Annotated in this window: 17 protein-coding genes; 16 read left to right on the forward strand and 1 reads right to left on the reverse strand. The window is 45.1% G+C overall.

Annotation, left to right across the window (positions count from 1 at the left end; all coding sequences use genetic code 11):
* Positions 1–478: 478 nt before the first annotated feature.
* The 11 genes from RWS24_RS06155 to RWS24_RS06205 all read left to right on the forward strand — a co-directional run bounded on the left by RWS24_RS06155 (position 479) and on the right by RWS24_RS06205 (position 14,163).
* On the forward strand, positions 479–2,617 hold the full coding sequence (locus RWS24_RS06155) for an ATP-dependent Clp protease ATP-binding subunit (protein ID WP_314366134.1): 2,139 nt from the start codon (positions 479–481) through the stop codon (positions 2,615–2,617).
* A 368-nt stretch (positions 2,618–2,985) separates the two neighbouring features.
* The gene (locus tag RWS24_RS06160) at positions 2,986–3,993 is read left to right on the forward strand and encodes a serine hydrolase domain-containing protein (protein ID WP_314366135.1); all 1,008 of its coding nucleotides are present in this window, start codon (positions 2,986–2,988) and stop codon (positions 3,991–3,993) included.
* Between the two features lie 27 nt (positions 3,994–4,020).
* Positions 4,021–4,899 (forward strand): CPBP family intramembrane glutamic endopeptidase, encoded by an 879-nt coding sequence (locus RWS24_RS06165; protein WP_314366136.1) that lies wholly within the window; start codon positions 4,021–4,023, stop codon positions 4,897–4,899.
* Between the two features lie 205 nt (positions 4,900–5,104).
* Complete coding sequence (locus RWS24_RS06170; RefSeq protein ID WP_002927965.1) at positions 5,105–5,362, forward strand: hypothetical protein; 258 nt, start codon at positions 5,105–5,107, stop codon at positions 5,360–5,362.
* Between the two features lie 630 nt (positions 5,363–5,992).
* Entirely contained in the window at positions 5,993–7,969 is a 1,977-nt protein-coding gene (gene tkt / locus RWS24_RS06175) for a transketolase (protein ID WP_314366137.1), read from the forward strand.
* A 178-nt stretch (positions 7,970–8,147) separates the two neighbouring features.
* Positions 8,148–8,483: a preprotein translocase subunit YajC gene (gene yajC, locus RWS24_RS06180; protein WP_126435040.1), complete on the forward strand. Its 336-nt coding sequence runs from the start codon at positions 8,148–8,150 to the stop codon at positions 8,481–8,483.
* Positions 8,484–8,722: 239 nt separating this feature from the next.
* Positions 8,723–9,472 carry an isoprenyl transferase gene (locus RWS24_RS06185; RefSeq protein ID WP_125352480.1) on the forward strand — a complete coding sequence of 250 codons (750 nt, stop codon included), beginning with the start codon at positions 8,723–8,725 and terminating at the stop codon, positions 9,470–9,472.
* Positions 9,473–9,490: 18 nt separating this feature from the next.
* A complete protein-coding gene (locus RWS24_RS06190; protein ID WP_314366138.1) occupies positions 9,491–10,294 on the forward strand; it encodes a phosphatidate cytidylyltransferase in 804 nt (267 codons plus the stop codon).
* A gap of 226 nt (positions 10,295–10,520) precedes the next feature.
* Positions 10,521–11,777, forward strand: a complete 1,257-nt coding sequence (gene rseP, locus RWS24_RS06195) for an RIP metalloprotease RseP (protein WP_314366139.1) — start codon at positions 10,521–10,523, stop codon at positions 11,775–11,777.
* Between the two features lie 65 nt (positions 11,778–11,842).
* Entirely contained in the window at positions 11,843–13,693 is a 1,851-nt protein-coding gene (locus tag RWS24_RS06200; RefSeq protein WP_314366140.1) for a proline--tRNA ligase, read from the forward strand.
* Positions 13,694–13,782: 89 nt separating this feature from the next.
* Positions 13,783–14,163, forward strand: coding sequence for a PH domain-containing protein (locus RWS24_RS06205; RefSeq protein WP_032905620.1), 381 nt, complete (start codon positions 13,783–13,785; stop codon positions 14,161–14,163).
* Positions 14,164–14,219: 56 nt separating this feature from the next.
* Here the strand turns inward: RWS24_RS06205 and RWS24_RS06210 are convergent, their stop codons facing one another.
* Positions 14,220–14,762, reverse strand: coding sequence for a DUF1307 domain-containing protein (locus tag RWS24_RS06210; protein ID WP_125445691.1), 543 nt, complete (start codon positions 14,760–14,762; stop codon positions 14,220–14,222).
* Between the two features lie 166 nt (positions 14,763–14,928).
* Here RWS24_RS06210 and RWS24_RS06215 point away from each other — a divergent pair, with 166 nt between their 5' ends.
* The 5 genes from RWS24_RS06215 to RWS24_RS06235 all read left to right on the forward strand — a co-directional run bounded on the left by RWS24_RS06215 (position 14,929) and on the right by RWS24_RS06235 (position 21,771).
* Positions 14,929–19,317, forward strand: a complete 4,389-nt coding sequence (locus tag RWS24_RS06215; RefSeq protein ID WP_314366141.1) for a PolC-type DNA polymerase III — start codon at positions 14,929–14,931, stop codon at positions 19,315–19,317.
* Positions 19,318–19,328: 11 nt separating this feature from the next.
* A complete protein-coding gene (locus RWS24_RS06220) occupies positions 19,329–20,012 on the forward strand; it encodes a class I SAM-dependent methyltransferase (RefSeq protein WP_314366142.1) in 684 nt (227 codons plus the stop codon).
* An 18-nt stretch (positions 20,013–20,030) separates the two neighbouring features.
* Positions 20,031–20,183: a hypothetical protein gene (locus RWS24_RS06225; RefSeq protein WP_000778898.1), complete on the forward strand. Its 153-nt coding sequence runs from the start codon at positions 20,031–20,033 to the stop codon at positions 20,181–20,183.
* A 21-nt stretch (positions 20,184–20,204) separates the two neighbouring features.
* A complete protein-coding gene (locus RWS24_RS06230; RefSeq protein ID WP_314366143.1) occupies positions 20,205–21,446 on the forward strand; it encodes an aminopeptidase in 1,242 nt (413 codons plus the stop codon).
* A 94-nt stretch (positions 21,447–21,540) separates the two neighbouring features.
* Positions 21,541–21,771 carry a GlsB/YeaQ/YmgE family stress response membrane protein gene (locus RWS24_RS06235; RefSeq protein ID WP_002893807.1) on the forward strand — a complete coding sequence of 77 codons (231 nt, stop codon included), beginning with the start codon at positions 21,541–21,543 and terminating at the stop codon, positions 21,769–21,771.
* The last annotated feature ends 45 nt before the right edge of the window (positions 21,772–21,816 follow it).

Genomic DNA, 21,816 nt, shown 5'->3' on the forward strand with positions numbered 1-21,816 from the left:
ACGAAAAAATTCTGCTGAAACAAACAAGTCTCTGCATGATTCTAGCTTGCAGGGCTTGTTTTTATAGGAATAAAAAGGACCTAAACGAAAATTTTGATTACAACCGTAAATTTATTTTAAAAAATTATGTAAAATCTATTGACAAATAAATTCTGTCATGATAAAATTACAACTGTAAACAAAAAAGTTTACGTAAATTTAATCAGAAGGTATGAATACAGCTGGAAGGCAATTATTTTTGGGAGGATTAGAAATTATGTAAAATTATCTTCGTCTGAAAGAGATTTGATTCACTCATAAAAGTAGAGACTGACTCAGTCTTGATTTTTGGAAATGAAATAAGTTATGTAAAATAATAGATAGGAGAAGATCTCCCAAATGAATATTTATAGTAGATAAGAAAAAGATTTCTTATCTGAAATTTTGGTAAAAATAAAAATTATGTAAAGCGAAAAATGAAGAAAAGTGAGGCAATGCTATGAACAACAACTACAACAATTTTAACAATATGGACGACCTTTTTAACCAACTCATGGGGCGCATGGGCGGCTACAACAGTGAGCACCGGCGCTACTTGATTAATGGTAGAGAGGTCACACCGGAAGAGTTTGCTCAGTACCGGGCTACTGGAAAGCTCCCCGGTCAAGGAGCAGTTGAGCAGACTAGCCAGACTGCTGCTCAGGGACCTAAGCAGGATGGTATCCTGGCTAAGCTAGGTCGCAATCTGACTCAGGAAGCTCGTGATGGTAAGTTAGATCCAGTCATTGGACGCAATAAGGAAATCCAAGAAACTGCTGAAATCCTTTCCCGCCGGACTAAGAATAATCCTGTATTGGTCGGAGATGCCGGAGTTGGTAAGACAGCTGTGGTAGAAGGATTGGCTCAGGCTATCGTCAATGGTGATGTGCCAGCGGCTATCAAGAATAAGGAAATTATTTCTGTTGATATTTCCGGTCTGGAAGCTGGTACTCAATATCGTGGTAGCTTTGAAGAAAATATTCAAAACTTAGTCAATGAAGTCAAGGAAGCCGGCAACATTATCCTCTTCTTTGATGAAATCCATCAAATCCTAGGAGCAGGATCTATCGGTGGAGATAGTGGCTCTAAGGGCTTGGCGGATATTCTTAAGCCAGCGCTTTCTCGTGGGGAGTTGACCGTCATCGGGGCTACTACTCAGGACGAGTACCGAAACACCATTCTCAAAAATGCAGCTCTGGCTCGTCGTTTCAATGAAGTCAAGGTCAATGCACCGTCTGCCGAAGATACTTATCAGATCCTTCGAGGCATTCGGGACTTGTACGAAAAGCACCACAATGTCATCCTGCCGGATGAAGTGCTGAAAGCGGCTGTGGATTACTCTGTTCAGTATATTCCACAACGGAGCCTGCCAGACAAGGCGATTGACCTGGTCGACGTGACTGCTGCCCACTTGGCAGCTCAGCATCCAGTGACTGATGTTCATGCGGTTGAACATGAGATTGCTGAGCAAAAAAACAAGCAGGAAGCAGCTGTTGAAAAAGAAGATTATGAAGCAGCTCTGAATGCCAAGACTCGCATTGAAGAGCTAGAAAAGAAAATTCAAAACCACACCGAGGATATGAAGGTGACGGCTACGGTCAACGATGTAGCAGAGTCTGTTGAGCGGATGACGGGAGTGCCTGTCTCTCAGATGGGTGCCAGCGACATTGAGCGCCTCAAGGGCATGAATGACCGTCTCAAAGCCAAGGTGATTGGTCAAGACAAGGCTGTAGAAGCTGTGGCTAGGGCTATCCGCCGTAACCGTGCAGGCTTTGATGAAGGCAACCGTCCGATCGGCAGCTTCCTCTTCGTTGGTCCGACAGGTGTCGGAAAGACTGAGCTGGCTAAGCAACTGGCTCTAGATATGTTCGGTACCAAGGAAGCCATCATCCGTCTGGATATGTCAGAATACTCCGACCGGACAGCTGTTTCCAAGCTGATTGGTACCACTGCAGGCTATGTCGGCTATGATGATAACAGTAACACCCTGACCGAGCGTGTGCGCCGCAATCCTTACTCTATCATTCTCTTGGATGAGATTGAAAAGGCTGACCCACAAGTGATTACCCTTCTCCTTCAAGTTCTGGATGACGGTCGTTTGACAGATGGTCAAGGGAATACTGTCAACTTCAAGAACACGGTCATCATTGCGACTTCCAATGCCGGATTTGGCTATGAAGCAGGCTTGGAAGAGGATGCAGAAAAGCCTGATCTGATGGATCGACTCAAAGCTTACTTCCGTCCAGAGTTCCTCAATCGTTTCAATGCGGTTATTGAGTTCTCTCATCTCAAGAAAGAAGATTTGATGGAGATTGTGAATCTCATGCTGATTGAAGTAAATCAAACCTTGAGCAAGAAAGAAATTGATCTGGCTGTATCTGATGCAGCTAAGGAATTCCTGCGCGATGCTGGTTATGACCAGGTCATGGGTGTTCGTCCGCTCCGCCGTGTCATCGAGCAACAAATCCGTGACAAGGTGACTGACTTCCACTTGGATAATCTAGATGCTAAGCACTTGACGGCCGATTTGGAAGATGGTGTCTTGGTTATCAAGGAAAAGGGTGCTGCCGCATCTGAAGAAGACAAGCAAGCAGAATAAACCCTACTGAGTCAACTAACTTCTCAAAGACCTCCTTCTTAAATGAAGGCAGGTCTTTTTTTGTTGAGTATGAATTTCAAATATCTCCCCTTTCTGGAAATAAATTAGCATTTATCCCAAAATCTCAACTTAATCCTTCTTGACAACACCTAAAAGAAATGTTACTATTAGGTATATAAAAACATTGAAATCTGATGCTGATAAAAAGCCAGGCTTGCTTAGAAAGTATCGGTAAAATGAAACAAACTATTGATATTTCCGAAGCGATCGATGACTAGAATCAACCTAGCTTCTCTCCAATGAGAGATTAGGCTCGCATGCTGTAGGATTTTCAAGGAAAAATTTAGACAATTTGGAGGAAGGTAGCAATGACAACTTTTCTAAAAAGTAGGCAACTTTATGAAGCCAGTATATTAGCCTATCAAGGGGATCAACTCTATTTGGAAGAAAACAAGGGACAGATGACGAGTGATACGCCTTTTGCCATTGCCAGTATTTCCAAATTATACACCGATGCCATTGTTTTCCAGCTGATTGACCAAGGAAAGCTGACCTATGATACAGGCTTGACGGATATTTTACCGCCAGAAGTGACCAAGCATTTGCCTCAAGCTGAGCAGGTCACTGTACGACATCTGCTGGATCAAATATCCGGCTTTCCGAATTATGAAATGGATCGTCAAACAAATGGAAAGGTTTTGATAGATGACTTGTACAAAGCTGATCGGCGGATACCTTTTGAAGAAGCGCTGGAAATGATAGAAGAATTGCCAGCTAGATCATGTCTGGATGGAGATCAAGCCTACTACGCTGATATCGATGCTATGCTCTTAGGAAAAATAGCTGAAAGCGTGACGGGGCTGACTGCTGAGCAACTCTTAGAACAAATGATTTGCAAACCCCTTCAGCTTAGTCAGACCCATTGGGCGACAGGCCATGAGAAACTTGCTCCCCTATACAATGGCCAGCAAACTATAGCTTTTCAAGCCTATCTTTCCAGTCAAATCTATCAAGGTGGTATTGTGGCGACTAACAGGGAGTTAATGACTTTTATCCGTGCTTTCTTTACTGGCAGATTGTTTGCAAAGTCCCATATTCAGCAGCCGGCTTTTCGCCCTATTCAATTCCGCCCTCTCAAGTATGGCAGCGGTATGATGCAGCTGACAATCAGCTCCTTCATGTCTCTCTTTTTCGGTGGCGCGCATGAAATTCGTGGCCATAGTGGGATAACAGGAAGTTTTGCCTTTTATTGTCCAGAAAAGGATGTCTTTGTCACAGGTACGTTCAACCAGACAAAAAAACGTCCCTACCCTACCATTTTTCGGGCTATTGCGGCCGGTGTCAAGAGACAGAAGGATTTAAAACAAGAGAGATGAATAATTTTTTGACGAAAGGAGACTGCTATGAAACAGTCCATAACTACAATTAAGCGCAATGTCATTATCTTTGCATTCTTCAGCACCCTATGTGGCTGGATTGGTTATGTTGTTGATAAAGTAACCGGCCAAGCTCATTACGAAAATATCGGAACAGAGATAGGAAGCGGCTCTTTAGGGATGCTGATTTGGCTGGTAACTCCCTTAATCTGTACCATCTTTCTTCGAAGCTTTGGCGGAGACGGCTGGAAAGAGGCAGGGTTTTCCATTAATTTTAAAAATAATAAAAAATTATACCTGATTAGTTTTTTAGTTTACCCTCTCGTTACGATGATAGTGATATTCTTGGGACTGATGACACAAGGCATCAGAGTGACAGATGTGAAGGTTGAGTTCACGGCCTATCTTGGAATCTTGTTAACACAGATAGGGACTCAATTCATAAAAAATATTTTTGAAGAATCCGTTTGGAGGGCATATCTTACCAATCAATTAATCAAATTAAAATTATCCGACTTAAAACTATATCTACTTGTTGGCTTTATCTGGTGGATTTGGCATCTGCCTTACATTATGAAGTTTCTGTCTGAGAGAGAAATCCAAAATACCTTGCCGGTTGGAAGGTTTACATTCTTCCTTATCGGGATGATAACTGTTGCATGCTGGACGGTCATGTATACAGAGATTTTTAGAATTACCAAATCTGTTTGGCCTCTAGTTATTATGCACACTATGGAGGATGCGGTTATAAATCCTTTACTATTACTAGGATTTGTCTCGGTAGAAAAAAATCAGGCTTTCCTCTTCTCGCTTTCAGTGGGGATGATTCCTACCGTTCTTTATTTAACCGTTGGTCTAGCTATACGGAAATGGAGAAAAAAACAGGAATACGGAAAGGCGAGCTAACAGAGTAACAAAAGACCATAAGGTTGATTTATTTTTCTATTTAATAGAGGCAAAAGACTCTCAAAAGTCTATAAAACTGGAAAAGTTGACATTTCAATGAATTATGTTCTAATTTTTTTGTACATTTTCAAGTTTTTATATATGTAAATGTCAGAAAAAAGTGTATAATGGATTAGTAAATTAAATTTTAGGAGAGGATTTAATTATGAAAAAGTTGGATATTACAACAATGCCTGACTACAGGAAAGTCGAGGCTGTTGTTCAGTTGTTAGTTAATGGAACCTTAACTAGTTATCGGATTGCGACGGATGCAAACATCAGCAAGATGAGTATCCTGACCTTAACTAAAGGGACCAGTAAGATTAAGAACATTACTTATCAAACTGCGATGGCCTTAATTAATTGGTATGAAGAAAACCATGAAAAATATGGCATCACCATTCATCACAAGGCCGCAGGATAGTCTAAAACTATGATGTAGCTCAACCCTAACCCAGCTAACCATTTGGATAGCTGGGTTTTTCTATGCCTCTTGATGAGACAAGCCAGAGGCGCCGTTGAATTTAGAGGCATAGATGCAGACTGAGCGCAAGCGAAGTCTACGTTCCGCTAATTTTTTAGCGATTGCCGGCTCGCAGAGCCGAGCAGAGCTTAGAGGCGAAGATGCAGTTTGAACGCAAGCAAAGTCTACGTTCCGCTAATTTCTTAGCGATTGTCGGCTCGCAGAGTCGAGCAGAGCTTAGATGCATAGATGCAGTTTGAGCGTTAGCGAAAACTAGATTCTTTAAAAACTTAATGAGACAAGCCACGTGCGCAGTCGAACTTAGGAGCAGCGATGCTCACTTTCTTTCTGTCCTTATGGGCAGATTTTTTTGACAGTCCAAGAGTGAACAGTCACCTGTGTAATTCTTGGTCTTTTTGTCACCGCTTTCAAGATTTATAATAAATCTATAAAAAGATGAGATTATCCCTATCTTGCGATATAGGGATAATTTTCTTATAATAGATATGAGACAATTTTTATCGTTTCTACGACCATTGTTTATCCTGTTCTGATGTCAGGACAGATTTTAGTAAAAATAAGGAGAATCCAATGTCACAATTATCAGTTAATGCCATTCGCTTTTTAGGGATTGACGCGATTGAAAAGTCTAAGTCAGGTCACCCTGGCGTAGTCATGGGCGCTGCGCCGATGGCTTACGACTTGTTTACTAAACAACTGCGTATTAATCCTGAACAGCCAAACTGGATTAACCGCGATCGCTTCGTCCTATCTGCAGGACATGGCTCTATGCTGCTTTATGCTTTGCTTCATCTGTCTGGCTTTAAAGATGTCAGCATGGACGAAATTAAAAACTTCCGCCAATGGGGTTCTAAGACACCAGGTCACCCAGAGTTTGGCCATACAGCTGGTGTCGATGCCACTACTGGCCCACTGGGACAGGGGATTTCTACAGCTACTGGATTTGCTCAGGCAGAGCGTTTCTTGGCTGCTAAGTATAACCGTGAAGGCTACCCAATTTTCGACCACTACACTTATGTCATCTGTGGTGATGGCGATTTGATGGAGGGGGTTTCAGCTGAAGCTGCTTCTTATGCTGGTCTGCAAAAGCTGGACAAGTTGGTTGTTCTCTATGATTCAAATGATATCAACCTAGATGGAGAGACCAAGGATTCCTTTACAGAAGATGTTCGTGCCCGTTATGAAGCCTACGGTTGGCATACTGCCTTGGTGGAAGACGGAACAGACCTTGCAGCGATTGATGCAGCTATCAATGAAGCTAAAGCTTCCGGCAAACCATCTTTGATTGAAGTTAAGACCGTTATTGGTTACGGTTCTCCAAACAAGCAAGGAACTAATGCAGTTCACGGTGCGCCTCTGGGAGCAGAAGAAGCAGAAGCTACTCGTAAAGCATTAGGCTGGGACTATGCGCCATTTGAGATTCCTGAGGAAGTCTATGCTGACTACCGTCAAAATGTGGCGGAGCGTGGTGCAGCAGCTTATGATGCATGGAAACAGCTAGTAGAGGACTACAAGCAAGCCCATCCAGAATTGGCAGCAGAAGTAACAGCTATCATCGCTGGTCATGATTCAGTAGAAATCAAACCAGAAGATTTCCCAGTGCTTGAAAATGGCTTCTCTCAAGCAACCCGTAATTCTAGTCAGGATGCCCTCAATGCAGCAGCTAAGGTCCTTCCAACTTTCCTCGGCGGTTCTGCTGACTTGGCTCACTCCAATATGACCTACATCAAGGAAGACGGCTTGCAGGATGATGCCCACCGTCTCAACCGCAACATCCAATTTGGTGTGCGCGAATTTGCGATGGGTACGATTCTTAACGGTATGGCGCTTCATGGTGGTCTTCGCGTTTACGGTGGTACATTCTTCGTATTCTCAGACTATGTTAAGGCAGCTGTTCGTTTGTCTGCCCTTCAAGGCTTGCCAGTGACTTATGTCTTCACACACGATTCTATTGCAGTAGGTGAAGACGGTCCGACTCACGAGCCGATTGAGCATTTGGCTGGTCTGCGTGCTATTCCAAACCTGACTGTTTTCCGCCCAGCAGATGCGCGTGAAACTCAGGCAGCTTGGTATCTGGCCCTTAAGAGTCAATCTACTCCGACTGCTCTGGTCTTGACCCGTCAAAATCTGACAGTCGAAGAGGGCACAAGTTTTGACAAGGTAGCTAAAGGAGCTTATGTGGTCTATGAAACAGGAGCAGATTTCGATACCATCTTGCTGGCTTCTGGTTCTGAGGTTAATTTGGCCGTTGCAGCTGCTAAAGCACTTGCAGCAGAAGGCGCTAAAATCCGCGTGGTCAGCGTGCCATCAACAGAGCTTTTTGATGCTCAAGATGCAGCCTACAAAGAAGAAATTCTGCCCAATGCAGTTCGTCGCCGCGTAGCGATCGAGATGGCAGCTAGCCAGCCTTGGTACAAGTATGTTGGTCTGGACGGTTCAGTTATCGGAATCGACCAGTTCGGTGCATCTGCTCCAGCGGGAAAGGTGTTGGAAGAATACGGCTTTACAGTTGAGCACATAGCAGAAGTTGTTAAAAATCTTAAATAAAAAGACATAAAATCAGGATGCCGATCATCCTGATTTTTGCTTTTTTAGAAAATGTCGTTAGATTAGTCATGCTTCCTCCGACTTGAGATGGACTTTACCTGAAAAGTCAGAATCGTCTTGTAAAAATAAGGGAAATCTGCTATAGTAGTTCATATATGACATTCGAAGGAGAAAAGATATGAATCCAACTATGCTTATTGTATTTGCGGTTGTACTGGTAGGGATGACCTATTTCCAAATGCGTACTCAAAAGAAACAGGCTCAGCAGCGTATGGAAAGTCTTAACAAGCTGCAAAAGGGTTATGAAGTCATTACCATTGGCGGTTTATACGGAACAGTAGATGAAGTGGACACAGACAAGAAAACAGTTGTTCTGGATGTGGACGGTGTTTACCTGACCTTTGAACTGACAGCTATTAAAACTGTACTGCCATTGACTGAGGGCACTCCCGCTATTGCTGGCGGTGAAGGAAGTGTTGACGTTCCCGAGGAAGAATCAGCGATTGAAGAGTAAAGAAATAAACAGCTTGCGGGCTGTTTTTTTGTTTTGGTTCATGTAGCTAGAGGTGTTTGATTGCAACCTTATCTGCCTTGCAGTTTGGACAAGCTGCTGAGTTTTAACTGAGTTTGGATTCTATGGTTGACATTCTGTCCTTATTTTATGCTCTCAGGCTTGAAAAAGCGGATGAATCGCCCACATTCCAAGGATTTATGATATAATGAACTGACAAAACTTTAAATAGGATAAAAAGTATGTTTAGTTTTAAGAAAAAAGAAAAGCTGAACGCACCGCTGAATGTTCCCAAACACATTGCTGTCATTATGGACGGCAACGGCCGTTGGGCCAAAAAAAGGATGCAGCCACGCGTGTTCGGTCATAAGGCTGGCATGGAAACCCTGCAAAAGGTGACGATTGCTGCCAAGGAAATGGGTGTTCAGGTCTTGACTGTCTATGCCTTTTCAACGGAAAATTGGTCTCGGCCGGAAAAGGAAGTTTCCTTCATCATGAATCTGCCGGTTGAATTTTACGACCGCTATGTGCCAGAGCTGCACAAGAACAATGTTAAAATCCAGATGATTGGTGATACGGCTAAGCTTCCTAAGGCGACATTTGAAGCTCTGGAAAAGGCTGAAAGCCTGACCAAGCTCAATACAGGTTTGATTCTCAATTTTGCCCTAAACTACGGTGGTCGATATGAGATCAATCAGGCTGTTAAAGAGATTGCTCAGGATGTTCTGGATGCCAAACTCAGTCCCGGCGACATTACTGAGGAAGTCATTGGCAACTATCTCTATACCAGCAACTTGCCTAAGATGCTGCGTGATCCGGATCTAGTGATTCGGACCAGCGGAGAGCTGCGTCTCAGCAATTTTCTGCCTTGGCAGTCAGCCTACAGTGAGCTGTATTTTACAGATATCCTCTGGCCTGACTTTGATGAGAAGGCTTTGAAAGCTGCAATCGCAGAATACAGCCGTCGAAATCGACGCTTTGGCGGTGTTTAAGGGAGAAAGTAAAAGAGTATGAGTAAAAATTTACAAAAACGTCTAATCTTTGGAGGAATCGCTCTTGCTATTTTTATTCCTCTGGTATTGACAGGAGGCGTAATCTTTCAGATTTTTGTGGGACTGCTGGCGATGCTTGCGGTGCATGAATTTCTCCAAATGAAGGGTCTGCCGACAGCGACCATCGAGGGTGTCTTGGCCATGCTGGCAGCCTTTGTCCTAACCCTGCCTCTAGAGAACTATCTTAAGTTTCTGCCGGTCGATGGCAATGTTGTGGCCTATGGCTTGGTCGTCTTTCTTCTGTTGATTTCGACTGTTCTAGGTTCCAACTACACCTTTGAAGATGTGGCTTATCCGATTGCAGCGAGTTTTTATGTCGGTATTGGCTTTAACGCCTTGATTGATGCCCGCTTGATGAATATTGACAAGGTTCTGCTAGCTCTCTTTATCGTCTGGGCTACTGACAGCGGAGCTTATCTGGTCGGGGTGCGTTTCGGTAAAAGAAAGCTGGCGCCGAGAGTTTCTCCTAATAAGACTATTGAAGGAAGCTTGGGCGGCATTCTATCAGCCGTTCTAGTGACTGGAATCTTTATGTTGGTTCGACCGCAAGTGTACGCACCTTATAATGCCCTTGTTTTTTTGATTCTGGCAGTGCTCTTTAGTATTGCCGGCCAGTTGGGTGATTTGGTCGAAAGCTCAGTCAAGCGTCATTTCGGGGTCAAGGATTCTGGGAAATTCATTCCTGGTCACGGCGGTGTCTTGGATCGCTTTGACAGCCTTCTCTTCGTCTTTCCGCTGATGCATTTCTTCGGCTTGTTCTAAGACAGTCGTGCATGACTGAAAGCAAGGGATGGCAAGCTTGTCCAAAGACCGCACAATCGGAGAAGGAACTAGGATTTAGAGCTCAAAATTTTGAGTTGAGCTTGTAACCTATTTCAAAAGTGTCAGCTATGCAGGGGCGGGAAGCTCGGTATTTGGCCGTTTTCTGCTCCTTCTTTGATTTAAAAGCAAAAACAAGATTTCTAGGAAAGGTAAAATATAGAAGTCCATGCAGTTTATAACCTTTATTATTATTTTTGGGATCATTGTGGTGGTCCATGAGTTCGGACACTTCTACTTTGCGAAGAAGTCCGGCATTTTGGTCAGAGAGTTCGCTATCGGTATGGGACCTAAGATTTTCTCCCATATTGGCAAGGACGGGACGGCCTATACGATTCGGATTTTACCCTTGGGGGGCTATGTGCGCATGGCCGGCTGGGGGGAAGACTCCACTGACATTAAGGTGGGAACACCGGCTAGTCTGACCTTGGATGCAGAGGGCAAGGTGGTTCGCATCAATCTCTCTGGCAAAAAGGTTGACCAGACAGCTCTGCCCATGAATGTGACCGGCTTTGACTTTGAGGAAAAGCTGGAAATCACAGGTCTGGTCCTTGACGAGCTCAAGACTTATGCAGTAGATCATGATGCAACGATTGTTGAAGAAGACGGCACTGAGGTGCGGATTGCTCCGCTAGATGTTCAGTATCAAAATGCCACTATCTGGGGTCGCCTCATCACCAACTTTGCCGGACCTATGAATAACTTTATCCTGAGTGTTCTGGTATTTATGCTGCTGGCCTTTGTGCAGGGTGGCGTGCGCGATGAGAATAGCAACCATTTTCAAGTCATGGATGGCAGTGCCATAGCGGCTGCTGGGATTCAAAACAATGACCAAATCCTTAAGATTAATGACTATAAAATCAGCAACTGGGCGGATCTAACCAGTGCTCTGGCCAAAATCACAGCCAAGAGTAAGGAAGCGCCGACCTTATCTGTTACCTACAAACACGGCAGCGAAACGAAAGAGATTACCGTACAGCCTAAAAAAGACGGCAATCGCTATCTGCTAGGGGTATCTCCAACGGTTAAGACAGGCTTTTGGGACAAGGTGATTGGCGGCTTTACTGCAGCTTGGGCTACAACGGTTCGCATCTTGTCCGCTCTGAAAGATATCATCTTCAACTTCAATATCAATAAGCTGGGCGGTCCGGTGGCTATTTACAATTTCAGCAGTCAGGCTGCCGAGCAAGGCTTGCCAGCAATACTCAGCCTTTTGGCAATGCTGTCGCTCAATATCGGTATTTTCAACCTGATTCCCATTCCAGCCTTGGACGGTGGAAAAATCGTCCTCAATATTCTGGAGGCTATCCGCAGAAAACCGCTGAAAAGAGAAACGGAGACCTATATCACTCTGTCTGGAGTGGCTATTATGGTCATCTTGATGATTGCCGTTACCTGGAACGATATTATGAAATTATTCTTCTAGGAAACTAAAGTTCTTAGAACTATGAAAAAGAAATTATTCAATGAAAGTCAAGGAGTTTTGTTTTTATGAAACAAAGTAAAATGTTAATTCCAACTCTGCGTGAGATGCCTAGCGATGCTCAAGTTATCAGCCACGCTCTCATGCTACGGGCTGGCTATGTCCGTCAGGTTTCAGCCGGAGTTTATTCTTATCTGCCGCTGGCCAATCGTGTGATTGAAAAAGCAAAAAAAATCATGCGAGAAGAGTTTGACAAGATTGGTGCAGTAGAGATGCTGGCGCCAGCCCTGCTCAGTGCAGACCTCTGGCGCGAGTCTGGCCGTTATGAGACCTATGGTGAAGACCTCTACAAACTGAAAAATCGTGAGAAATCAGACTTTATCCTAGGGCCAACCCATGAGGAAACCTTTACGGCTATCGTCCGTGATTCGGTTAAATCCTACAAACAGCTGCCGCTTAATCTCTATCAGATTCAGCCTAAATACCGCGATGAAAAGCGCCCTCGTAACGGACTCTTGCGGACGCGTGAGTTTATCATGAAAGATGCCTACAGTTTCCACGCTAACTATGACAGCTTGGATGTAGCTTATGATGAATACAAGTCTGCCTATGAGAAAATCTTTACCCGCAGCGAGCTAGATTTTAAAGCCATTATCGGTGATGGCGGTGCCATGGGGGGCAAGGACAGTCAGGAATTCATGGCCATTACGCCAGACCGGACGGATTTGAACCGCTGGGTGGTCTTGGACAAGTCTGTAGCCAGCTTTGATGAAATTCCTGAGGAAGTTCAGGAAGCTATTCGGACAGAATTGACCAGCTGGATGGTATCTGGTGAGGATACCATCGCCTACTCCAGTGAGTCCAGCTATGCTGCCAACCTTGAAATGGCGACGGATGAATACAAGCCAGCCGGCCGTGTCGTGACTGAGGAAGAAGTAGCCCGCGTTTCCACGCCTGACTGCAAGAAAATTGACGAAGTTGCTGCTTTCCTTGGGCTGGATGAAAGCCAGACAATCAAGACCTTGGTTTACATGGCTGACGAAGCTCCTGTCGTAGCACTTTTGGTCGGCAATGACCAGCTTAATGAAGTCAAGCTGAAAAATCATTTGGCAGCGGATTTCTTTGAAGTGGCGAGTGAAGATGAAGTCCGTCAGCTCTTGGGAGCAGGTTTTGGCTCACTAGGGCCAGTCAATCTGCCAGAAGGCGTGAGAATCATCGCTGATCGTAAGGTGCAAGACCTGGCTAACGCTGTGGTTGGCGCTAACGAAGATGGTTACCACTTGACCGGTGTCAATCCAGGCCGTGACTTTACCGCTGAGTATGTGGATATCCGTGAAGTTCGTGAAGGTGAGATTTCGCCAGACGGCCAAGGTACCCTTAAGTTTGCTCGTGGGATTGAGATTGGACACATCTTCAAGCTGGGAACTCGCTACTCTGACAGCATGAACGCTAATGTCTTGGACGAAAATGGCCGAGCAGTACCGATGATTATGGGTTGTTACGGTATCGGTGTCAGCCGTCTCCTGTCTGCTGTTATGGAGCAGCATGCCCGTCTCTTTGTCAATAAAACTCCTAAGGGTGAATTCCGCTATGCTTGGGGCATCAACTTCCCGAAAGAGCTGGCACCATTTGATGTGCACTTGATTCCGGTTAATGTCAAGGACGAGGATGCCGTGGCTCTAACTGACCAAATCGAGGCTAACTTGCTAAGTGCTGGTTATGAGGTCTTGGTGGATGATCGCAATGAGCGAGCTGGTGTTAAGTTCAGCGACAGCGATTTGATTGGTCTCCCAATCCGTGTGACAGTTGGTAAGAAAGCTGCAGAAGGCATTGTCGAAGTCAAGATTAAGGCTACTGGCGATACCATTGAAGTCCACGCCGATAATTTACTAGAAACCCTGTCAATTTTGACAAAATAAAACAAACTGCCAGTTTTATCTGGCAGTTTTCTTTTGCTTATTGGAGGTGAAAATGCTATAGTAGGAAAAAATAGATTGGAGGACCGATGATGGGATTATTCAGCGGTTTATTAGGCAATGCCTCTCAGAAAGATATTGAAAAAACAGAAAGACAATTAGAGGATATTCTGACAACAACAGAGAATGTGGAACTAGCTTTTAGCCTCATTCGTGACTTGATTGTCTTTACAGATAAGCGTTTAATCTTGGTCGACAAGCAGGGAATGACTGGTAAAAAGACTTCTTATAAGTCCTTTCCATATCGTTCAATCAGTCGCTTCTCAGTAGAAACAGCCGGCCATTTCGACTTAGATGCTGAGCTGAAAATCTGGGTTTCCAGCGCTCAAGAGCCAGCAGAAGTCCTGCAATTTACCAGCGATCGTAGCGTCATCGCTATCCAAAAAGCCTTAGCGGAAGCAGTGTTAAGATAGACAAAAAAAGCCTTCTGAGCATTAACTGTTAAGTTAAATCACTCAGAAAGCTTTTTTTATTCTTCTTTAAGTCCTTGCCCCTTCAAAAAATCAAAGACAACATCTGGTTTATCTTGGAGTTTTTTGAAGAAAGTTTGACTGCTTTCAGAGTCACCTGCTGACTGAATCAGTTGTTCTTGATCTATTTTGCTGAGGTCAAAGTCAAAAATGGCTATAGCTTTTTTCTTGTCTTCGGAAATCTCAACGTGAATTTCAAGCCCTTTTAGCTTTTCTTGATCTTCAATCATGGGACTTTTCTTAAGATCTTCTCTATAGATTTTTGTTAGTTCTTCGACGCTCATTTTTTGATTTTCTTCAGGGATGGCCTTGCTGGAAATAAGCTGGAAAGATAGGATCTTGTCTTTAGTATAGAAAAGTTTAACTGAATTAGTATAATACTCATCGATTTTATTAGAAAAAGTTTTCGTCTTTGTCTTTTCTTCTTTGGTTTTGCTTTGATTCTGATTTTGCTTGGGTTTGTTTTCTTGCTTATGCTGATTAGGCATACTGCAGGCAGTCAGGGTCAGCAGACAAGCGCTGGCTAATAGAATTTTCTTCACAATTAAGACTCCTTTTGATAAATGTTCTGTTCTATTATATCATAACTTAGTGTCAAGAAGAATGCATTGACAATTGTGTAGGAGTCGCGCTTTGCCCTACTCTTTTTCTGTCGAAAAAAGTGCTGATTTATGGTAAAATAGGGTCACTACTGTACGAGGAAATGTCATGTCAAACAAGTTTGAAATTTTAATGAATCAGCTAGATATGCCACTGGAAATGAGAAATTCAGAGGCCTTTTTGAATGCTGAAATTGAGAAGGTTCTGGTCCACAAGGTCAGTCGGGTCTGGGAGTTTCATTTTTCTTTTGCGAATATTCTGCCCATTGAGATTTTTCGGGAATTGCAGAAGCGCTTAGCTCAAGAGTTTTCGAAGACAGGCAATCAAGCTGTTTTTGAAATTCACTGTCAGGCTCCTCAGGTATCGGATGAGCTCTTGCAGGCATATTACCAGTTGGCCTTTGAGGAAGGTCCATGTGCCAGCCATGGCTTCAAGAGTCTGTATCAGGATTTGCGGGTTCATTTGGATGGGGACAAGCTGTTGATTGAGGGAGCTTCAACCATTGATACGGAGCATTTTCGCAAGAATCACCTGCCCAATCTTAGCCAGCAGCTAGTCAAGTACGGCTTTCCTCAGCTGACCTGTCAGGTTCAGCACAGCGATGAGCTGACCCAGCAACAAGCGGAGAATTTCCAAGCGGAGAATGATAAGATTGTCCAGGCGGCTAATGAAGAAGCGCTCAAAGCCATGGAATCCCTGCAGCAGATGGCACCACCGCCAGAGGAAAAGCCAGCCTATGACTTCCAAGCTCGCAAGGCTGCGGCTAAACCAAAGCTAGACAAGGCAGAGATTACCCCTATGATTGAAGTTCAGACTGAGGAGAATCGTCTGGTCTTTGAGGGAATGGTCTTTGACCTGGAGCAGAAGGTCACTCGGACTGGCCGGGTCTTGCTCAATTTCAAGATGACAGACTATACGTCCAGCTTCTCCTTGCAGAAATGGATGAAAAACGAAGAAGAAGCCAAGAAGTTTGACATGATTAAGAAAGGCGCCTGGCTGCGCGTGCGCGGAAATGTGGAGATGAACAACTTCACCCGCGACCTGACCATGAATGTGCAGGATGTGCAGGCCGTCACTCACTATGAGCGCAAGGATCTGATGCCTGAGGGGGAGAAGCGGGTTGAATTCCATGCTCATACCAATATGTCTACTATGGATGCCCTGCCTGAGGTCGAGGAAATCGTTGCAACGGCAGCCAAGTGGGGCCACAAGGCTGTCGCCATTACTGACCATGGCAATGTGCAGAGCTTTCCCCATGGCTACAAGGCTGCCAAGAAAGCTGGTATCCAGCTGATTTACGGTATGGAAGCCAATATTGTAGAAGACCGGGTGCCCATCGTCTACAATGAAGTGGACATGGAGCTGAGCAATGCGACCTATGTAGTCTTTGACGTGGAAACAACAGGACTTTCAGCGGTTTACAATGACTTGATTCAGGTCGCAGCCAGCAAGATGCACAAGGGCAATATCATCGCTGAGTTTGATGAGTTTATCAATCCTGGGCATCCTCTGTCGGCCTTTACGACGGATCTGACCGGGATTACAGATGAGCATGTCCGCAATGCTAAGCCACTGGAGCAGGTGCTGAAAGAATTTCAGGAATTTTGCCAGGACAGTGTCCTCGTTGCCCATAATGCTACCTTTGACGTGGGCTTTATGAATGTCAATTATGAGCGTCATGGCCTGCCCAAAATCACCCAGCCGGTCATTGACACGCTAGAATTTGCCCGCAACCTCTATCCAGAGTACAAGCGTCATGGTCTGGGGCCTTTGACTAAGCGTTTCCAGATTGCTCTGGAGCACCACCACATGGCCAACTATGATGCGGAAGCGACGGGCCGTCTCCTCTTTATCTTTATCAAGGATGTGGCTGAAAAGCATGGTGTGACCAATCTCAAGGATTTGAATACGGATCTGGTCGATGAGAATTCTTACAAGAAGGCTCGGGTCAAGCATGCGACTATTTATGTGAAAAATCAGACGGGACTCAAGAATATTTTCAAACTAGTCAGTCTGTCCAATACTAAGTATTTTGAAGGTGTCCCGCGGATTCCACGGACCGTGCTGGATGCCCATCGTGAAGGCCTGATTCTGGGCTCGGCCTGCTCAGAAGGCGAAGTCTATGACGCCGTTGTCTCTCAGGGGGTGGACGCGGCTGTCGAAGTAGCTAAGTATTATGACTTTATCGAGGTTATGCCGCCGGCTATCTATGAACCGCTGATTGCCAAGGAGCAGATCAAGGATCAGGAAGAACTGCAGACCATAATTCGCAATCTGATTGAGGTCGGAGATCGCTTGGGCAAGCCTGTCCTTGCGACGGGGAACGTCCACTATATTGAGCCGGAAGAAGAGATTTACCGTGAGATTATCGTCCGGAGTCTTGGTCAGGGAGCCATGATTAACCGGACTATTGGTCACGGTGAAAATGCCCAGCCGGCTCCACTTCCTAAGGCTCACTTCCGGACTACCAATGAGATGCTGGACGAATTTGCCTTCCTAGGCGAGGATTTGGCTAAGAAACTGGTTATCACCAATCCGAATCAGCTGGCGGAAACCTTTGAGCCGGTCGAGGTGGTCAAGGGCGACCTCTATACACCTTTCATTGACAAGGCTGAGGAGACAGTTGCCGAGCTGACCTATCAAAAAGCCTTTGAGATTTATGGCAATCCGCTACCAGATATCGTAGACTTGCGAATTGAAAAAGAGTTGACTTCCATTTTGGGGAATGGTTTTGCCGTGATTTACTTGGCTTCGCAGATGCTGGTGCAACGATCCAATGAGCGGGGCTATCTGGTAGGTTCACGGGGGTCAGTTGGATCCAGCTTTGTCGCGACCATGATTGGAATTACCGAGGTTAATCCCCTGTCGCCCCACTATGTCTGTGGCAAATGCCAATACAGCGAGTTCATCACGGACGGCTCCTATGGTTCTGGCTTTGATATGCCGGATAAGGACTGTCCAGAGTGTGGTCACAAGCTGAGCAAGAACGGTCAGGATATTCCTTTTGAGACCTTCCTTGGATTTGACGGCGACAAGGTACCCGATATTGATTTGAACTTCTCTGGAGAGGATCAGCCGAGCGCCCACTTGGACGTGCGGGATATCTTTGGTGCGGAGTATGCCTTTCGGGCTGGTACTGTTGGTACCGTTGCGGCTAAGACGGCCTATGGATTTGTCAAGGGCTACGAGCGCGACTACGGGAAGTTCTATCGGGACGCAGAAGTTGAGCGTCTGGCGCAGGGAGCTGCTGGAGTCAAGCGGACGACTGGACAACACCCAGGCGGAATCGTTGTTATTCCTAACTACATGGATGTTTATGACTTTACACCGGTCCAATATCCAGCTGACGATGTGACGGCCGAGTGGCAGACCACCCACTTCAACTTCCACGATATTGATGAAAATGTCCTCAAGCTAGACGTTCTGGGACACGATGATCCGACCATGATTCGGAAACTTCAGGACTTGTCTGGCATTGATCCTAATGACATTCCTATGGATGATGCTGGCGTCATGGCCCTCTTTTCTGGAACAGACATTCTGGGTGTGACTCAGGAGCAAATCGGCACGCCGACTGGTATGCTGGGGATTCCAGAGTTTGGGACTAATTTTGTACGGGGCATGGTTGATGAGACCCATCCGACGACATTTGCCGAGCTCTTACAGCTATCTGGTCTCTCTCACGGTACGGACGTTTGGCTAGGCAATGCTCAGGACTTGATCAAGCAAGGGATTGCTGACCTATCCACCGTTATCGGCTGTCGAGACGACATCATGGTTTACCTCATGCACAAGGGCTTGGATCCTAAGATGGCCTTTACGATCATGGAGCGCGTGCGGAAGGGCCTTTGGCTGAAGATTTCTGAAGAAGAGCGCAACGGCTACATCGCAGCCATGAAGGAAAACAATGTGCCAGAGTGGTACATCGAGTCCTGTGGAAAGATCAAGTACATGTTTCCCAAGGCCCATGCGGCAGCCTACGTTATGATGGCCCTGCGGGTGGCCTACTTCAAGGTGCATCATCCGATTTACTACTACTGTGCTTATTTCTCCATCCGGGCTAAGGCCTTTGATATCAAGACCATGAGTGGCGGACTTGATGCCGTCAAGCGCCGGATGGACAAAATCGCTGAAAAGCGCAAGAACAACGAAGCCTCCAATGTAGAAATTGACCTTTATACGACTCTGGAAATCGTCAATGAAATGCTGGAGCGGGGCTTCAAGTTCGGGAAGCTAGATCTCTACAAGAGCCACGCGACTGAGTTTCTCATCGAAGGGGACACCCTTATCCCACCATTCTCTGCTATGGACGGTCTGGGTGACAACGTTGCCCGCCAAGTGGTCAGAGCGCGGGAAGAAGGCGAATTCCTCTCTAAGACAGAGCTCCGCAAACGTGGCGGCCTCTCTAGCACCCTAGTCGAAAAAATGGACGACATGGGAATCTTAGGCAATATGCCTGAGGATAACCAGTTGAGTCTGTTTGATGAGTTGTTTTAAGAAGGATGTTCATGGAAAATATTACGGAACAATTTAATGCGGTTGCTTTAGAATATGATTGGGTAACCACTCTTTTGGAAGGCAAGCCCGATTATCTACTGGATAATTTGCCTGACATTAGAGTTTCCGCTTTGGATATTGGTTGTGGCGGAGGCAATACCTGCATTTTTCTGTCTTCATATTTTCAACATGTGACAGGAATAGATCTTTCTGCAGATTTTCTGCAGATAGCAAAAGATAAAGTAGAAAAAGAAGATTTACAGAATATAGAGTTACTGCAGGATGATTTTTTAACCGCTGTTTTTGAAAAGCAATTTGATTTTATTTTTAGTCGAACGACATTTCATCATTTGGACATCCCCAAAGCTTTGGAAAAATGTAAGAAATTATTAAAGCCAGGTGGTATCCTGTTTGTTATGGACAATGTATCAGAAAAGCCCACTCCTTCAACTTGGATCTATATTGTAGGCGCCTATTTAGATTTTCCTCGACATTGGAAAAGATTTGGTTTGAAAAATGCCAGAAGAATCTTCAAACATAGCACCTCCAAATCTTGGCTCAATCATTTAGCAACAGATCGCTACCTTTCTAAAAAGGAATATGAAGAAATGTATGGAAAGCGACTGCCAGATTGTAATTTCAGTCAAAATGGCTGGAATATGAAAGTCATCTGGCAAAAAACAGTATATGATTAGCAAAGAAAGGACTTTCTCATGAAACTTACCATTTCCGCTCAGGATAAGCCAGCGCAAAAAGTGTTTGATTACCAGCTGGATCTTGATCCAGATACGATTTTGAAAATGACCGCTTTGATTTGTGGTACGGTAGCAGCGGTTAGCCTGCTGTCCTTATTTAAAGAGAAATAACAAAAGAAAAGGAGAAGCAGAATGGTTCTGCCAAATTTTAAAGAAAATTTAGAAAAATATGCTAAACTATTGGTTGCCAATGGTATCAATGTGCAGCCGGGTCACACAGTGGCGCTCAATATTGATGTGGAGCAGCGTGAGCTGGCTCACTTGATTGTCAAGGAAGCCTATGCTCTGGGAGCTCACGAGGTCATCGTCCAGTGGGCGGATGATTTGACTACGCGGGAAAAATTCCTCCATGCGCCAATGGAGTGCTTGGACAATGTCCCAGACTATAAGGTGGCTGAGATGAACTATCTCCTCGAAAAGAAAGCCAGCCGCTTGGGCGTTCGTTCATCTGATCCGGGGGCTTTGAACGGCGTGGATGCTGAGAAATTATCAGCTTCTGCTAAGGCTATGGGCATAGCCATGAAGCCAATGCGAATCGCAACCCAATCCAATAAAGTCAGCTGGACAGTCGCTGCAGCAGCTGGTACAGAGTGGGCTAAGAAGGTTTTTCCAAATGCAGCCAGCGATGAGGAAGCAGTAGACTTGCTTTGGGATCAGATTTTCAAAACCTGCCGTGTCTATGAAGATGATCCAGTAGCCGCTTGGCAGGCGCATGAAGAAAAACTCAGCTCAAAGGCTAAAGTTTTGAATGAAGAGCAATTCACTGCTCTGCACTACACAGCTCCTGGAACAGACTTGACATTGGGCTTGCCCAAGAACCATCACTGGGAGTCAGCTGGTAGCCTCAATGCCCAAGGTGAATATTTCATTGCCAACATGCCGACAGAAGAGGTCTTTACAGCACCGGACTTCCGTCGGGCTGATGGCTATGTGACCAGCACTAAGCCTCTCAGCTACAATGGCAACATTATCGAAGGCATCAAGGTAACCTTCAAGGATGGACAGATTGTGGACATTACTTCTGAAAAGGGCGACCAGGTTATGAAGGATCTTGTCTTTGAAAATGCGGGTGCGCGCGCTTTAGGTGAGTGTGCCTTGGTGCCAGATCCAAGCCCGATTTCCCAGTCAGGCATTACTTTCTTCAATACACTTTTTGATGAAAATGCTTCTAACCACTTGGCTATCGGTGCAGCCTATGCGACTAGTGTAGTTGGTGGAGAGAATTTATCTGAGGAAGAGCTGGAAGCAGCGGGTCTCAACCGCTCGGATGTCCATGTGGACTTTATGATTGGCTCAAATCAGATGGATATTGACGGTATCCGAGAAGATGGCAGCCGCGTAGCAATCTTCCGCAATGGAGACTGGGCAATCTAAGATTTTGAGCTGCCCTAAATGGCTCATTCCATAATGACAGCTTCCACTTGCTTCTTGAGAAGCCTTGCTAGAAATATAGAAAGAAGGGGAATATATGATTGGTAGTATGTTTGTCGGTTTTATCATCGGCCTTATCGCCGGGGCTATTACCAGCCGTGGGGAGCGCATGGGCTGTATCGGAAAAATCCTTTTGGGCTGGTTTGGTTCCTTGATTGGTCAATTTCTCTTTGGCCATTGGGGACCAATGCTTGCTGATACAGCTATTGTTCCATCAGTGCTAGGAGCAGTTATCCTCTTGGCTATTTTCTGGAGACGGGATAGTTAGAATAGAAAAAATACCTAGATATGAATTATCTAGGTATTTTTGATA

Source organism: uncultured Streptococcus sp., assembly GCF_963528215.1.
GTDB lineage: Bacteria > Bacillota > Bacilli > Lactobacillales > Streptococcaceae > Streptococcus.

Bases quoted from the DNA above. Each gene is read 5' to 3' on its own strand.
- RWS24_RS06155 (WP_314366134.1), top strand. From the start codon at position 479: ATGAACAACAACTACAACAATTTTAACAATATGGACGACCTTTTTAAC.
- RWS24_RS06160 (WP_314366135.1), top strand. From the start codon at position 2,986: ATGACAACTTTTCTAAAAAGTAGGCAACTTTATGAAGCCAGTATATTA.
- RWS24_RS06165 (WP_314366136.1), top strand. From the start codon at position 4,021: ATGAAACAGTCCATAACTACAATTAAGCGCAATGTCATTATCTTTGCA.
- RWS24_RS06170 (WP_002927965.1), top strand. From the start codon at position 5,105: ATGAAAAAGTTGGATATTACAACAATGCCTGACTACAGGAAAGTCGAG.
- tkt (WP_314366137.1), top strand. From the start codon at position 5,993: ATGTCACAATTATCAGTTAATGCCATTCGCTTTTTAGGGATTGACGCG.
- yajC (WP_126435040.1), top strand. From the start codon at position 8,148: ATGAATCCAACTATGCTTATTGTATTTGCGGTTGTACTGGTAGGGATG.
- RWS24_RS06185 (WP_125352480.1), top strand. From the start codon at position 8,723: ATGTTTAGTTTTAAGAAAAAAGAAAAGCTGAACGCACCGCTGAATGTT.
- RWS24_RS06190 (WP_314366138.1), top strand. From the start codon at position 9,491: ATGAGTAAAAATTTACAAAAACGTCTAATCTTTGGAGGAATCGCTCTT.
- rseP (WP_314366139.1), top strand. From the start codon at position 10,521: ATGCAGTTTATAACCTTTATTATTATTTTTGGGATCATTGTGGTGGTC.
- RWS24_RS06200 (WP_314366140.1), top strand. From the start codon at position 11,843: ATGAAACAAAGTAAAATGTTAATTCCAACTCTGCGTGAGATGCCTAGC.
- RWS24_RS06205 (WP_032905620.1), top strand. From the start codon at position 13,783: ATGGGATTATTCAGCGGTTTATTAGGCAATGCCTCTCAGAAAGATATT.
- RWS24_RS06215 (WP_314366141.1), top strand. From the start codon at position 14,929: ATGTCAAACAAGTTTGAAATTTTAATGAATCAGCTAGATATGCCACTG.
- RWS24_RS06220 (WP_314366142.1), top strand. From the start codon at position 19,329: ATGGAAAATATTACGGAACAATTTAATGCGGTTGCTTTAGAATATGAT.
- RWS24_RS06225 (WP_000778898.1), top strand. From the start codon at position 20,031: ATGAAACTTACCATTTCCGCTCAGGATAAGCCAGCGCAAAAAGTGTTT.
- RWS24_RS06230 (WP_314366143.1), top strand. From the start codon at position 20,205: ATGGTTCTGCCAAATTTTAAAGAAAATTTAGAAAAATATGCTAAACTA.
- RWS24_RS06235 (WP_002893807.1), top strand. From the start codon at position 21,541: ATGATTGGTAGTATGTTTGTCGGTTTTATCATCGGCCTTATCGCCGGG.